At 52.8% G+C, this 15,458-nt stretch carries 7 protein-coding genes; 4 read left to right on the forward strand and 3 right to left on the reverse strand.

Annotation, left to right across the window (positions count from 1 at the left end; translation table 11 throughout):
- Positions 1-66: 66 nt before the first annotated feature.
- The 3 genes from EKM94_RS00545 to EKM94_RS00555 are packed head-to-tail and all read right to left on the reverse strand — an operon-like array spanning position 67 to position 10,393.
- The gene (locus EKM94_RS00545) at positions 67-2,826 is read right to left on the reverse strand and encodes a helicase C-terminal domain-containing protein (protein WP_164511036.1); all 2,760 of its coding nucleotides are present in this window, start codon (positions 2,824-2,826) and stop codon (positions 67-69) included.
- A 39-nt stretch (positions 2,827-2,865) separates the two neighbouring features.
- Positions 2,866-6,771 carry a helicase-exonuclease AddAB subunit AddA gene (gene addA, locus EKM94_RS00550; RefSeq protein ID WP_125595887.1) on the reverse strand — a complete coding sequence of 1,302 codons (3,906 nt, stop codon included), beginning with the start codon at positions 6,769-6,771 and terminating at the stop codon, positions 2,866-2,868.
- Positions 6,764-10,393 carry a PD-(D/E)XK nuclease family protein gene (locus tag EKM94_RS00555; RefSeq protein ID WP_125595890.1) on the reverse strand — a complete coding sequence of 1,210 codons (3,630 nt, stop codon included), beginning with the start codon at positions 10,391-10,393 and terminating at the stop codon, positions 6,764-6,766. Before EKM94_RS00555 ends, addA begins: the two co-directional genes overlap by 8 nt.
- Before the next feature lie 290 nt (positions 10,394-10,683).
- Here EKM94_RS00555 and mvk point away from each other — a divergent pair, with 290 nt between their 5' ends.
- The 4 genes from mvk (at position 10,684) to fni (ending at position 15,243) form a co-directional block, all read left to right on the forward strand.
- Positions 10,684-11,703, forward strand: coding sequence for a mevalonate kinase (mvk, locus tag EKM94_RS00560; RefSeq protein WP_164511037.1), 1,020 nt, complete (start codon positions 10,684-10,686; stop codon positions 11,701-11,703).
- 138 nt (positions 11,704-11,841) lie between these two features.
- Positions 11,842-12,813, forward strand: coding sequence for a diphosphomevalonate decarboxylase (gene mvaD, locus EKM94_RS00565; RefSeq protein WP_125595894.1), 972 nt, complete (start codon positions 11,842-11,844; stop codon positions 12,811-12,813).
- Positions 12,814-13,060: 247 nt separating this feature from the next.
- Positions 13,061-14,143 (forward strand): phosphomevalonate kinase, encoded by a 1,083-nt coding sequence (locus EKM94_RS00570; protein WP_125595896.1) that lies wholly within the window; start codon positions 13,061-13,063, stop codon positions 14,141-14,143.
- Entirely contained in the window at positions 14,140-15,243 is a 1,104-nt protein-coding gene (gene fni / locus EKM94_RS00575; RefSeq protein ID WP_125595898.1) for a type 2 isopentenyl-diphosphate Delta-isomerase, read from the forward strand. The genes EKM94_RS00570 and fni overlap by 4 nt, the downstream gene beginning before the upstream one ends.
- The last annotated feature ends 215 nt before the right edge of the window (positions 15,244-15,458 follow it).

The following is a 15,458-nucleotide window of genomic DNA, read 5'->3' on the forward strand; positions in this document are numbered from 1 at the left end:
TACTCCTTTTTTTAGCTGAACTTAAGGTTTACCGATTGGTTTCAGTCGCGCCAGTTCGGCGACCGCCTAGGCTTTAAGGAAATCGTGAATGTGGTCGGGTAAGAGCGAATTAGCCAGCTTGACGCGAGGGAGGCCCGCGGGAAAGGCCTGTTGAACGATCCCGGCGTAGCTACTTTCATCCAGGCGTTCGTCCAAAACCACCACTAAACCGCGATCGTCTTCCGAACGAATCAACCGGCCGAACCCTTGCTTGAGTTTCAAGACCGCTCGGGGCAGGCCGTCATCCCAGAAGGGGCTGCCGGAGCCATGACTGGCCAGTTGTTGTTGCCGATAATTGGTCATCGGATTTTTCGGGGACTCAAACGGGATCCTGGTAATGATCAACAAGGATAGTTGTTGCCCCGGGAAATCGATCCCCTCCCAGAAACTTTGCGAACCCAATAAAATCCCGTTATTGGTAAACCGGAACCGTTTGGCAATTTTGTCATTACTGCCGGTGATCCCCTGGGCCATGATCTCCCGCTCCCCACCTAAAACCCGTTGCAAGGGGTAGTAGACGTTCTTGACACTGGCCAATGAATTGAAGAGGATCAAGGTCTGCGCCTGGGTTTTCCGCAGGATCGGCAAAATCACCGCCACCAACCAATGATCGTAGTCGGCGCCATTCTCGGAGGGTGAATAAGTGGTCGCGGGGGTGACCAATTCGGCCTTTTGACCATAATCGAAAGGCGATGGTAATTGTAAAAGGTCAACTTGCTGGCGCTGATAATGCAATTGTTTCAGGAAATAGCTGAAATCGGTGCCGATCGCTAACGACGCGCCGGTATAAATTTGGCGGGGAAACTGCTGGTCAAGGGCCTGACGCATGACTTCGTGTGAACGTGCCAACCAATTGAAGCGATAATTGATGCCATCATCATCCAGATCCAAATAAAATCCGAACTCGCTAAAGGCCTGCTCCTGCAAACGCGTCTGCGCATTTTCTAACTGATCGAGACCGCGCTCCAATTTGGTGTTGAGCCGCTGCCAATCGGTGACTTTTTGCCGGGTGCTAGACTGCAATTGGCTGGCGCTGAAGTTCTGTTCCAGCGCGAAACTGGCTTCCAAATAATGATCGAGGGCGCGACAAGTCTGACGCAAGGTTCCGATCAGACGTTGGCGCTCATCCGGATTGGCGGTCAGATCCAAATAAACGGGCTTGGTAATAAAGCTAGCGTGGGCCAAGAGCAGCACCGAATCATTCAAGGTCAAGAGTTCTTGTTGGAACAAATTCAGCAAGCTACGCGTCTCGGTCAAATGCAAATAACTTTGTTCCAACGTGGGTTCCACATCATTATTATCAATCAGGGTGTGCAACAACTCCAAGGCTTGGCGCGCCCAGCTAACAAGGCGCATCACCGAGAAGTAATGGTGCGAACTGTTGGTCAGATCATCGGCGAAATGCTGGGCTTCATCCACCACCAAAATCTGCTGGTCGGCTGTGAACTCAGCTAAATGTTGGGCCAAGTACGCGTTATTGGTGATGGTAATATCCGCCTGGGCCGCTTGAGTGACGATGCGCCGCCAAAAGTCGACCGCGGCGTAGGGACTGCTGGCGGTCAGTTGCGGCAAATGGTTGATGCTTTGGAAAAAGGCAGTTTCGTAATTCGTCATTTGGAGCTCGTCTAAATCGCCGGTTTTGGTTTGCATCAGCCAGATCAACAGGCGCATTTCATTGATGACAGAACCACGATTCTGCGGACCCTGCCGCAAGTAGCGGGTGAAACGATCCAAATCAACATAGTGGCTGGCGCTTTTTAGAATGGCCGCGCTGAAATGGGTTTGCCGCAAATCATTGAGTAAGGGCACCGCTTGTCGATAAAGTTGGTTTTGTAAAACCGTGGTCGGCGTGGTAATCACTAACCGCAAGGGCGTGGGCGCCGCTGTCAATTGGTACGATAACGGCAGCAAATAACCCAGCGATTTCCCGATCCCCGTAGGCGCCTCGATCACCAACGGCCGCCCTGCCGGCTCATGGCGATGTTGCTGAATAAAGTCCATCATTTTGAACTGACTTTGGCGCGGGCGTAATAATTTGCCCCAAAGTTGCATTTTCGCCGTGAATGTTTCCGGATACTGGGCGACGGGCCCCAGCGGCTGGCTGGTTGCCGCTGGTAAGGGCCGCCGCAAGACCAATTCACCCACTTGCACCAAGTGATCGGGTAACGGTTGCTGATGCCGCCGCGAAGCCGCCCGCTGGAAAACCTGTCCGGTCTCCCGGCTCAAATAGCGGCCGAGGCGACCAAGTTGTTGCAAGACAGGACCAGGTACTTGGTCGATCCGCTTAAGGAGCAGCAGCAAAATTTTGGCAGTGGCGATCGCGTCACTGTCCGCTTGGTGAGGATGTTTGTGGGTGATATTCAGATATTGACTCAAGTCTTGCAGCCGATAACTGGCCGCTTGGGGTAACATGATCTGGGCCAACTCCACGGTATCGATCGCCGTCACATGAAGCGGCGGCAAGCCGACATCTTGAAAGGCCTCGTTCAAAAAAGGAAGATCGAAATTCACGTTATGGGCGACAAAAATTTTGTTTGCTAAAAGTTGTTGGAGGGTCGCGGCCACTTCCTTAAAAGTTGGCGCCTGCTCAAGCTTCTTCGGATCTAGCTTGGTTAGCTGGAGAACCTCCAAGGGCACTTCACGCTGGGGATTCAGATCCAGCGAAATATGTTCGGTCAATTGCCGATCATGAATGATCGCGCACCCAAATTGAATGATTCGATTGCCAGCACCACGCTGGGTCCCGGTCGTTTCAAGATCCACCACCGCATAATCTCGAGTGTTCACCACCCTCACCTCCATTCATTCCATAATTGTTCCAATAAATCACGCTGTCAAATTATTTCCCGTCAACGCCACCAATTTATTCGCGCTCAGGAAATAGAGATACTGTTGTGAAACCGGTCGTTGCAAAATACTGCTTAACGCCTGGCCATATAAATTCAGTTGACCGCGATATTTCTCAATCAGGGCCGCTAAGCGCTTAGCTTGATTTGGCCCACTACCAAGATGATCCGTCTTATAATCGAAGAGAATCACCTCATCCGGCGTGATCACGTACCCGTCCATAATACCATGAACCAGCAGATTTTGGATCTCGGGTTCATCTGGCATGGCGAAAATCGCCTGGGCCGGCAGCAATAGCGAGAACGGCACCTCACGAAAAACTTGATTTTCAGGCGCCTGCAGGAGTTGACCCAAGTCAGTGGCGAAGAAATTTTGAACGGCTGTTAAGTCAATCCGTGCAGCCACCGCAGCATCGATCAAGCCGGCCGTGGTCAATTCTTGACGCAGGCCAGCTAAATAAGCCAAAGTCATCGTTTGGCGCAAATCAACGCGCTGTAGCAAAAGATGCGTCGCGGTCCCGATTTGAGCGCCAGTGACTTCCTGCGTCGCCGTCAAGAAGGCCGGCGCCGGAAACTCTTGGTCCAAATAGCGACCACTTGGGGCGGGCTGCCTAGATGCCACGGGCTCGTCCATTTTGGCGTTCGCTGCGGCCGGTTGTAAGCTAGCCGCGGTCTGACCGGTGGCTAGTGGCAAGAAGCTCAACTGAAATTGATCGGGATCGGCAAAGGCTTGTTTGATTTCGGAAACCGACTGATAGGCGGTCGTCTGAGTGGCGGTTTGGTGCGGATATTGAAAGTCGAGCAACTTCGTGATGGTCGCCGCCAACTTCTCATCTAAATGAGTTAAGGTGGTAGGTGCCGTTTTCGGTGCGGCCATGCTTGGCTGGATCGTTTGCATCAATTCTGGCGCTTGGTACAAGTGGATCAAGAAATCGGCCTGATTCAGGGCGATTTTGGCGGCGCTATCGGTTTGATCACTGCCACCGCTGATCTGCAACTTCGGTGAGCGCAGGACCGCGGGCAAAATCATACTTAAGAAGTTATGAAGTTTGCTGGGATCTCGGAGTGTCACTGGTAGTAACGGTGTTTGCTCCGCTTCCGGATTCTCGAATTTCGCTAAGGTGCTCTCCCAAGTGTCGATCGCGCCGACCAGCAGCAATTTCTGCTTGGCCCGAGTCAAGGCCACATAGAGTTTCCGCATTTCCTCGGCGATACTCCCCTGTTGCCGCTGTTGGCGAATGAACGTGTCGATCAAGGTCGGATATTTGATCCGCGTTTGACGGTCATAATATTTCAGCCCTAACCCCAGCTGGCCATCAAGCACGACGGCGTTTTTGGTGTAGTCACTGTTATTGAAGCCATGGTCCAGATCATAAAGGCAGACGATCGGGAACTCCAGCCCCTTACTGCCATGGATGGTCATGAGTTGAACCGCGTCTTGATCGGCATCGCCTACTTGCGCTTGGGCCAAGTCCTGCTGATGACTCTGCATCTCTGCGATGAAGTCAATAAATTGATAAAGCCCTTTGAAGCTGGACTGTTCATAGACAAAAGCGCGTTGATACAAGGCGTGCAAGTTCATCGAGCGTTGCAAACCGCCAGGCATCCCACCCACATAATTTAAATAACCGGTGGTTTGATAAATTCGCCAAACCAATTCGGCGATGCTGTGTTGCGCGCTATAATCACGAAAGTCCTGTAACATAGCCAAAAAGTCCTGCGACTTCTTGGCCAGCGTCCGCAGTTGATCGCTAAGTTGACCGGGTTCGCTGGTCTGGCTTGTCGTTGCCTGTTCTGCCGCCACCGGGTCAATTGCTTCGGCGGCTGGAACGCTTAAAGCCGCCAGTGCTTGCAGCGCTTGGTAGAAGTTACCTGTGCGTTGGCGCCCGCGGATCGCCGCCAGATCATTCTCATCGAAATCACCGATCGGTGACCGCAAAACTGTCACCAGTGGAATATCTTGTTCCGGATTGTTGATCAACGCCAGCAGTGCCAGCATCACTTGGATCTCGGTCGTTTGGAAATAATCATTGGCATCTTGCACATACACGGGGATTCCAAATTCAGCCAATTGATTGACGATTTCCAAATTATTGGCCCGGGTTGGCACCAGGATCGCCACATCCCGATAAGCCATCGGACGTAGCGGCTGATCAGGGCCATCACAGATTTGATAGCCGCTGGCGTGCATTTGTTGCAAACGTCGTCCCAAAATCGCGATCGTCGCCTGCTTTTTATCAAAAGCGGCGTAGGCTTCGGGACTGATCCCTGCGGATTCCGCGGCCGCGCCGCTATTTTTAGCTTCATATAGTAACAATTCGGTGGTGGTGCCCAAGCTGGCTGGATAGGCGGTGGCGCCGGTTTTCAGTTGCGCGTCCTCATCATAATCCAGTTCGACCAGATCATGGTGCATCAATTGCTCAAAGATAAAATTAGTGCTGGCGTTGATGTTCTCGGCCGAGCGGAAGTTTTCGGCCAAAATGATCCGCTCACCTGGGTTGGACGTTGCTTTGAAGGCCGCGTATTTATCCAGAAACTTCCGCGGGTCGGCCTGGCGAAAGCCATAAATCGACTGTTTAACATCCCCGACCATGAATAAATTACCTGGATCGCGTTGGGACACCGTCTGCAAAATCGCTTCCTGCAACGGGTTGATATCCTGATACTCGTCGACCATCACCTCGTGGAACCGTTGTTGATAGTAATCGCGAACCGGCCGTGTTTGGTCTTGAGGGTCTTGATAGCTCAAAAGTTGCCAAGTCAATTGTTCCAAATCGTTGAAGTCCAAGGCCTTCAGACGACGCTTCTCGGTTTGATAAGCCGAAATGAATTCGGTGGTGATTTTGGCTAAAGTCTGAACCACTTGTTGGGCTTTTTTCTGATCGGCGACAATTTGCGTTTCGGAGCGTTGGAAATAATCCCCACTGAACTTCTTCAGATCTTCCCGGAGCGTTTGTAATAACCGACTGACCGTTAACCGGGTATCTGTTTCGGCGGCGGTGATCACCTCCCCGTTCTTCTTTAACGCCTTCATGAAGCGGGCAGGCAACTGCAAGCCGGCAATCGTGTTCTTGAAATCCGCGTAGGTTGGGTGGGGTTGGGCCAACAACGCCGTCAGCAACGCTAAACTAGCCGCCGCTGGTTCGGTGACGACTTCGGCCTTGATGATCGGTTTCGCGGTTTGCGCCAGGACCGTGAATTGTTGCTGCAACTGCTGACAACGTTGCCGGAAGTAAGGCGCCAACCATTTCTGATAAAACAGGCTACTATCAATTGTTTGATCGATTTGATAATTCTGGGTCAGACCGGTCAGCCACTGCCCGGTTTCCGGTCGAGTGATGGCAAAATAATACAATTGGAAAATCACTTGCGTCAAACCGTCGTCAGAACGATCACTGCCGAATTGGTCCGCCAAGTCAAAGAATTCACGGTCATCCGCGTCGTAATAACGATCTCGCAATTCGCCCCAAACCTGCTCCATCAATAATTGCCGCTCGGTGTCATCGGTCAATAACCGGAAGCTGGGATCCAGATCCAGTAAATAATAGAATTTATGGATCACCTGCGAGCAAAAGGCGTGTAAGGTGCTGATTTGCGCCGCCGCCAATAAGTTGATTTGCTTGCGGAGCCGTTGTTGTTCGGGGGCTTGGGCACGGGCCAATTCTTGTTCTAAGGCCTTGCGGATCCGCGCCTGCATCTCGGCCGCCGCGGCGTCCGTGAAGGTCACGACCAGTAATTGGTCCAGATCTGTCCCCTGCTCCAAAATCTCGGTGATCAACCGTTCCACCAAGACCGTGGTTTTGCCGGAGCCGGCCGAGGCTGACACGAGAATATCATGACCGTGATGACGAATCGCGTCTTGTTGCTGCTGGGTAAAATTAGGCATGAGGTTGTCCCTCCTTGGCCGCTTGGGCGGCGGTAAATTTCATTAATTCTGCTAAGAAATCCGTTTTATCAAGTGTGATCAATTGGCGATATTGATTCTCAGGTAACATCGCGTCAAACATCATGATCCCCTTGAAATCACTGTACTGCAATCCGGTTTCGTCGGCGCCGATCCGATAAGGCGCGATCCGCAATTTTCCAGAAAAGATCTCGATCGCCGCTTGGGTCAATAAATGCCGATTGAACGCTAATAATTCTGGTAATTGCGGTCGTGGGAAGCCATTATCCGAGGTGACCGCGTAGCCTTTCGCCTTACTGAAACCGCGCGGATACAGGCTGGACTTGCTGGCCTGATTGGCCGGGTCTAGCGCGGCCAAATAATCCTGGTTGGCCTGAAGCGACTCAGCTGTGGTGGCTTCTTTCGCCGTGGTGTTTTCCAAAAGGATCCCGTTATAGCGATGATCATCGAGAATCTGCGCCAAGAGCACTTTGGCGTCGTCAAGCCCGGTTTTATAGGTCATTTTCTGATCCGACAGATGCAGGTAAAAAGCGCCGATAGACGTGGCCTCAGGTAGCGCCAGTTGTTGGCGATTGTCTTGGACACTTTGCAAATAAGTCAACAGCTGCAAGGATAGACCGTAGAAAACGCGGGTATAATCAAATTTCTTCTGGCCCGATTTGTAGTCGATGATCTGATAATACCAATCCCCGCCCCACTGGCCCACGTCAAGGCGGTCGATCTTCCCGCGTACTGACAGTTCGCGCTGTTCAGGCAACTTGAAATCCAGCGCCGGCAGTTGCCCTGGCGCGCTGATCTGGCCAAATTGGATCTCGGTTTTCGCAGGCCGTAAGAACGAGTGACTGGCCTGCTCTTGCAAGACGTTGGCCATAAAGGCGCTGGTCGTGGCCAAGCGACGGGCGAAATAATGCATCTGACCAGGACCGTTCAGCAATTGATAACGGGGATCTTCGGCCAAAGTCTGTTGGATCTGTGTTGTGATCTGGGTCAGTTCGGCGGCCGTCAACTGGGCAAGCGGCTGATCCGTCGCCGCCACTGCCTTCAAGAATCGATCCAAATAGTCATGGAAATAGGTGCCAGTATCAGCACTATTAACGGCAAAGCGTTGTCGTGGCCGCAAGCGTAAGCCGTATTTCAGGAAGAATTCGTATGGATTCGTATAGAAACTCTCCAATTGCGAAACCGAGCTAAATAAATGGTCGCCATAGATCAAGGCGACGTTTTGCGCTTCAAGATTGACAGCCTGATTGTGATAACTCAGACTCCGCCACAAGCGCCGGTAAAAGGCGCCGGCAGGACCAGCCAAGAGAATCGCGGCCACGCGTTGCCAGTCAGCAGGCAAGTCCGTCTGCTTTGTTTGCGCCTCGCGCGCCAGTAACAATAAGGGTTCGGCGACCCCCGCGCGCGACGCGGCATAGCCCAAGGCCGGCTGTTGCTGCCGCGTTGGCGTCAATTGTGGGTGATCCGCCAAATAGGCCGGCGCGCCCAATTTGAATTGCTGCTGCAACCGGGCCACATAAGGCGATAATTCTTGGGCGCCTTGCTGGTCATTGTGACTAGGATAGGTGAAAATCAACCGCTCGTTGCTACTGAAGAAAATATTAGCGTAGCGTAAAGGCAGATCCGCCGAACTTTCCACGCTGGCTTGGCGCAATTGGGGCTCACCTGGTTCTTGATGCAGTTGGTTCAATAATTGGCGTTCCTGATCATCGATCAATTGTTGCCCTTGGGTCAGGCTGGGCAAGTTCTGCCGCGTCGCTCCCAAAATAATTGTGACCCGCTGAGTCTGAGTCTGGACCATCCCGATTTTGGAAACCAGCACCGCGTCTAAAGTGGCCGGGATCTGGGCAAACTCGGTATTGCTGAACCCGGCGTTCAACAGATCGGTGAATAAGGCGAGGTCAAAGGGCTGGGCGCCCCACACCTGCACATAATCGTCCAACAAGCCAATAAAGGCCTGGTAGGTTTGCTGCGGGCGTTGGGCCAACACCAAATCGTTGGCGGTCACGTCAGCCTGGGCCCATTCCTGCAACCGGGCGATCACGCCATTTTGCTTCAGGAATTCAAACAGCGCTTGGGCGAACTGGGCGCCTTGCGTCACGTGCTTAACAGTTTGTTGCCATTGCTTGAGCGCTTGCCCGTAGAACTGGTGCAGCTCTTCGATGGCGGCCTGTTGGGCCAATTGCTCAGGCGAACTCTGCGGCGCCGGGTCAACGGGATGCTTGACATACGGTCCCGCCATTGGCCAAGGCGTCGCGTTCAACCAGTGATAGCTCCGCAACCCAAACGCCAACGCATAGTTTTCTAACCAGTCCAAGTGTTGGCGGAATTCGGTCAACGATTGGGCTTCCGGTCGCCACAGTTCCGTCCGCAGCAGCACCAAAAGGTCATTGAGCTGGAAATTACCTTGACTCAAGGCCAATAAGCTGCGAATGAAGACAACGAAAGGATGGTTGGCCATCGGTGTTTGTTGATCGCTAAAGAAAGGCAGCTCGTTTTGGCGGAAAAGCGCCTCGATCGTAGCCGAATAAACGTTCAGATCCTCAGCCAAAACCAAAAAGTCACGGTAGCGGTAGCCTTGCAAGGCCACCAACTGGCGAATATAATTGGCCACACCCCGCACCTCACTGGTCAACGAGTCAGCCTGCCAAACCTGAAGATTCTGCTGGGCCAAGGTGGCTGGTGGTGCCACCTTGATGCCGGCGTTGCTGGCGATCCAGAAATCTTCAACTAGCTGCAACTCGGGACTCAAGCGCTTCTGACTGGCCGGAAACAGCGCCGCCGTCCCTAAATCAGCCAATGAATCATAGCCCAATTGTTTCAAAATCCGCCAAGAACTATCGAAGTAATAAGGAATCTGGCTCGTGGCCGCCGGGAGATATAACGTCAAATAAACCGTCGCGCCCTGACGTAAGAAGCCACGGATCAAGCTCAACTGTTGCTGGTTGAATTCAGAAAAGCCGTTGATGAAAATTTCGAACTGACTGAAATCACGCTGCTCCACCTGAGCGATCAAATAAGTCATCAGCTGTTCATTGGTCACGAAATGACTGGCGATCTCCGCTTGATACAGTTGTAAGATCCGACTTAATTCTTGTAATTTGGCCGTGGTCGAGCGAGGCACCCCTTGAGTCGCCAACTGGGTCGCCGCTTGCTGCAAATCGGTGGGGCTGAATTCCCCCTGAGCCAGTTCGGTCAACTGCGCCCCCAATTGCTCTAGAAAGCCCATTCGTCGCCGCTCGCCGTAGAAAATCGGAAATTGCGCCCGTTCCCGATTCAGCAGCTCGCTCAACAACATGGCCTGGCTAGCTGCCGTTAGTTGGGGCTGCTGATAGTAAGGATCATCCCGCAAGAAGTACCAAAGCAGTCGCGAAAACGACAGAATCTGTAGCCGGCTGCTGGCAATCAGACCATTACTGCTCAGGCGTGGATCACTGGCACCGATCGCCTGTAAGATTCGCACCTCACTACTGAATTTGATGTGGTTGGGCACCAAACAGATAAATTGTTTTTCCGGCGAACGCTGATAAGCTTGGCCGATTTGTTGGTACATTTCTCCGGTCACATTATCTTGCTGTAACCCATAAATGATTTTCAAAGACATGCGGGCACCTCCATGATTTCATCTCAACTTATCTTATTTTAGCATATAATATTGGTTTAATTTGCGCGGGGCCGCCGTTATTTTCAACTGGGTGATCACGGCGGCCGTCTAGTTGTGACCTGCGGCGGTGAAACGGAGCCGCCGTTGAAAATTCAAATATTTTACGAAAGTGAAAGATTAGCAATTAATGAATATCCTAGGTCGCCTATGCTATAATCGAATAAGAAAAAGCGCCAGCTCCGGATGATTTCAGCGGTTGGCGGATCTTAAATCAAGGAAGGCGGATCTATTTGAGCACTACTTCCCCAGAATCAACCACACCACAGCAGTGGCCGCTAGTCCAAACTAGCGTGGGCGCCAGTCATGCCAAATTGATTTTGGCAGGTGAACACGCGGTGGTTTACGATATTCCTGGCATCGCGATCCCACTGCGGGCTATCAAGGTCACCGCGCAAATCAGCAGTCAAGGCCAGCAAGCAGGCCGAGCGCCAAGCGTCACCTTGCTGTCTGACCTCTATCAGGGCGACTTGGCGCTTGCCCCGGCGGAACTCGCCAATTTACAGGGACTGTTCGCGGCCTTCTTCGCCTACTTTCCGGCGGCGCAACCTTTGCCGGCAGCAATGCAAGTCACGCTGACCAGCGCGATCCCCTTCGAACGGGGCATGGGCTCGTCCGCGGCGATTGCTTCGGCGATTGTCGCGGCTTTGGCGGTTCAATTTCCCTCGACCTTATCGCTTGCCCGCCAAAAGGCACTGATCGCCACAGAAGAGAAAATCCAGCATGGCAATCCCAGTGGATTGGATGCCTTAGTGGTGGGATCGGCTCAGGGTTACTACTTCCGCCGCGGACACATGCCAGAAGCATTGAACTTGCGTTTGCCAGGCGCGTTATTGATCGTGGACAGCGGTCTGACTGGGCAAACGGGAACGGCAATCGCGCAAGTGGCGGCGTTACGGCAAGCGCAACCGCAACAATGGCAAGCCCTGATGCAGGCTATTGGTCAGATCACCCCGCAGATCCGGCTGCTATTGCAACAACAACCAACCCAACCTGAGGCCCGCCAAGCAAGTCAGCGGCGACTGGGAGAACTTTTGGACGCCAATCAACAAGCCTTGCAGCAATTGCAGGTCAGTCTGCCCCAGTTGGATCAATTGATCCAGCGGTTGCGCGTGGCTGGCGCTTGGGGCGCAAAATTGACCGGCGGCGGCTTAGGCGGTTGCGTATTCGGCTACTTCCCGACGGCCCTGGCCGCCAAGCAAGCGCGGCCAGCCTTCGCGGATTACCAAACGTGGGTCACCGACCTCTCATGATGGTGTCGGCAACGCCCAGCTCAATGAACCAATAGCACGGCGGTTGATCCAGTTCAAAACTTGACCGTCAGAAAAAATCAACCCTCTCAAACCAAACGAATCAAACAATCAAACGAATCAAACCAAAGGAGTTGCGCCATGGCTACCGCTCGCGCCTATACAAATATTGCCTTGATCAAGTACTGGGGCAAGCAAGATCCTCAACAAATGTTGCCGTATAACAGTTCGCTATCCTTAACTTTGGATCAGTTCTATACGGAGACCAAGGTCGAATTTCTGCCTAAACAAACGAATCAGACCGCTGATTCGTTTGTTTTTGCTGGGGTGGCACAACCGGTCAGTCCTAAAATAACCCGCATGCTGAACTTGATTCGGCAAGCGGCTGGCTGGTCGAACTTCGCCCGCGTTGAAACTGAAAATCATGTCCCGACCTCCGCGGGCTTGGCCTCCTCCGCGTCGGCGTTCGCCGCGTTGGCCGCCGCGGGCGCGCAGGCTGCGGGGCTGCAACTATCCCCGCGCGAATTGTCGATTTTTGCTCGGCACGGTTCTGGCTCCGCGTGCCGTTCGATTTTCGGTGGGTTTGTCGTTTGGCATGCTGGTCATGATGACCAAAGCTCTTACGCGGAACCCTTGTTGGCGACAGTCGATTTCCCCATTGTGGTGATTGCGGTCCTCGTTGACCAGCGCCCGAAGAAAGTCCTGTCCAGCGCCGGGATGCAGCAATCTGTGGCAACCTCCCCCTTCTACCCCGCGTGGGTCCAAACCGCGGAGAGTGGGATCGCCACCATGTCTCAGGCCATCGCTGCCCACGACATTGCCCGAATCGGTCAGCTCGCCGAGGCCAACGCGATGCAAATGCACGCCACCACCTTGAGCGCGGTGCCGCCCTTCACCTATTTTGCCCCCATGACCTTGAAAATCTGGCAGTTGGTCCAGGAATTTCGTACAAAAGGGTTAAGTTGTTACATAACGCTTGACGCCGGTCCCAACCCTAAACTACTATGTGCTAAGCAAGATGCCGCCGCCGTGGTCAAAAAGTTGCAGGCAGCGCTACCCCAATTGCAGTGTACGATCTGCCAACCGGGACCTGGCGTCGCTTACCGAGATTGAGGTCGGCAGCCTTTGACCGCGGGGACAGATTGCGGGCGTCCCATCTCCCATCTGAAGAGGCGCAGCGCAAGCGTCGTCTCTCAGCAATAACGATAAAATGTCATAACGCTAAAAGATTTAACTGCTGCAATTTAACTGCTGCAGATGTTTTAACTGCTGCAAATGTTTGAATGCTGCAATGTTTGAAAGCTGCAAATGTTTAACAGTTTCAAAAGATTAATTCATTCAGGAAAGGTCGATCAATTGCATGATTACAGTAAAGGCACCGGGAAAATTATATATTGCAGGCGAATACGCGGTTCTGGAGCCTGGTCATCCGGCTTTGGTTGTGGCGCTAGATCGTTTTATCACCGTTTCGATCACGGAGACCCAAGATCAAGGGACAATCAATTCGCGACAATATTTGGAAACTAATTTTCACTGGCGTCGCCGCGGCGATCAAATGATTTTCGACAATCGGGATAATCCTTATCATTATATTCTGGAAGCGATTCGCGTGGTTGAGGCTTTGGCATTGGAAATGGGGCACACGCTGCGGGTCTTTGATTTGGATATCAACAGTCAATTGGAGGATCAAGGTGGCCGCAAATATGGGTTAGGCAGTTCTGCAGCGGTGACCGTAGCCACAGTCAAAGCGCTGATCGAATTCTATCAACTGCCTTTGAATCGCTTGGATATTTTCAAATTGGCCGCCATCGCGCATTTCAACGTTCAAGGTAACGGCTCCTTAGGCGATATCGCGGCCAGTGTTTTCGGCGGCTGGATCGCCTTTAGCACCTTCGACAAGGATTGGCTGCGCACTGTTTTGAAGAACAATACCTTTAGTGAGATCATCGCCAGTGATTGGCCCGGCTTGAAAATCGAATTATTACGCGTACCCAGCGAGTTGGAACTGTTGATCGGCTGGACCGGCTCACCAGCGTCAACGAGTCACTTAGTCGATCGGATCACGATCGCCAAATTTGCGCAAAAGCAGCAGTATCAGAATTTCTTAGAATCCAGTCGCCGCTGTGTGGAAACGATGATCAAAGGCATCAAGGCCGCCGAAGTCAATGTCATCAAGGATGGCATTCGCCTGAATCGCCAACTGATCAAGCAATTAGGCGTCTTCTCGCAGGTGGATATCGAAACACCCGAATTGGCCGAACTTTGCCAGATCGCCGAAGATTATGGCGGCGCCGCGAAATCCTCTGGCGCCGGTGGTGGCGATTGTGGGATTGTTTTGACCGACCATAGTGTTGATCAGGCCCGCCTGATTTCGGCTTGGAACCAACATCAGATCACCACCCTACCCTTAACTGTTTTCGAATTAACAGGAGCGAATGTATGACAGCCATCGACCCGCTGCAACAACAAGCGCAACGCAAGCGCGCCCACTTGGCTTTGGCGGAGAAATTCTATCGCCAACATCCCCAAGGCCATCCTGATTTCGCGCAAGTGCGCCTGCTGCATCCAGAATTGCCGGAAACGGATCCAACCGAGATTGACTTGGCCCGATCCTTGTTTGGCAAAACCGTGCAGGCACCGATCTACATCAATGCCATGACGGGGGGCACAAATAGCGCCCAAACGATCAATGGCAAGTTGGCTCACTTGGCCGCTCATTTTCAGATTCCCATGGCGGTTGGCTCCATGAGCATCTTACAACGAGCACCAGAATTAGCGCCAAGTTTTACGATCGTCCGCCAAGAGAATCCCCAAGGGGTTGTTTTCGCTAATCTGGGTGCTAGTCATTCCGTTGCTATGGCGACTCAAATGGTGACCTTGCTGCAGGCCGACGCTTTACAGATCCATTTGAATGCGGCCCAGGAATTCGCCATGCCTGAAGGAGATCAAGACTTTCACTGGCGCCATAACTTTCAAAAACTACAACAAGCGCTGGGCAGCCAGGTCCCACTGATCGCCAAAGAAGTCGGTTTCGGAATGGCGCCCGCTGCCCTGCGCGACTTTGCGGCTTGGGGCATCGCCGGCGTTGACCTTTCTGGCGCCAGCAGCACCGATTTCATTGCGATTGAAAACGAACGCCGGTCCCAACCTCTACTTTCTGATTTAAGCGATTTCGGTCTTTCAACCGTGGAAAGTTTGCTAGGCCGCCAACAAATTTGGCAAACAACCGGTCATTTCACGCCTCTAACTTTTGCCAGTGGCGGGATCAGAACGCCTTGGGAAGCCATCAAAGCCTTCGCGCTAGGCGCCGATTTCGTGGGCATGTCTGGTTACTTTCTCCATTTGGCCCTGCATCAGGACGAGGCGGCGATGGTAACCTCCTTTGCGGCTTGGCTGGCTGAATTTCGCGGTTTATTGAACCTGCTGGGTTGCCGCCGTGTTCACGAACTCCGCCAGGTTCCGCTGATCTTGAGCCCGGATTTGGCTAATTTCGGCCAGCAAATCGGTCTGGACCCAACCGCCCTGACCCACCGGCGCGGTTGAACGCTGCCAACTTGTCGCTGGCACCCAAACTGATTGAACACTTAGCTAATCGCGGCGCTTGGCAACCAGCGCCGGCGGATTCTGCCAGTATTGGCGTCAGATTTTGCCACCAAAGCTGCTGTATTGAAAAAAACCACCAGACCAGAGGAACCGTTGGCTACTCTGGTTTGGTGGTTTTTTAGATTGGCATTTGTTGGGTCTAGAATTTTTGGTGT

The sequence above is a fragment of the Lapidilactobacillus achengensis genome, from assembly GCF_003946655.1.
Classification (GTDB): Bacteria; Bacillota; Bacilli; order Lactobacillales; family Lactobacillaceae; genus Lapidilactobacillus; species Lapidilactobacillus achengensis.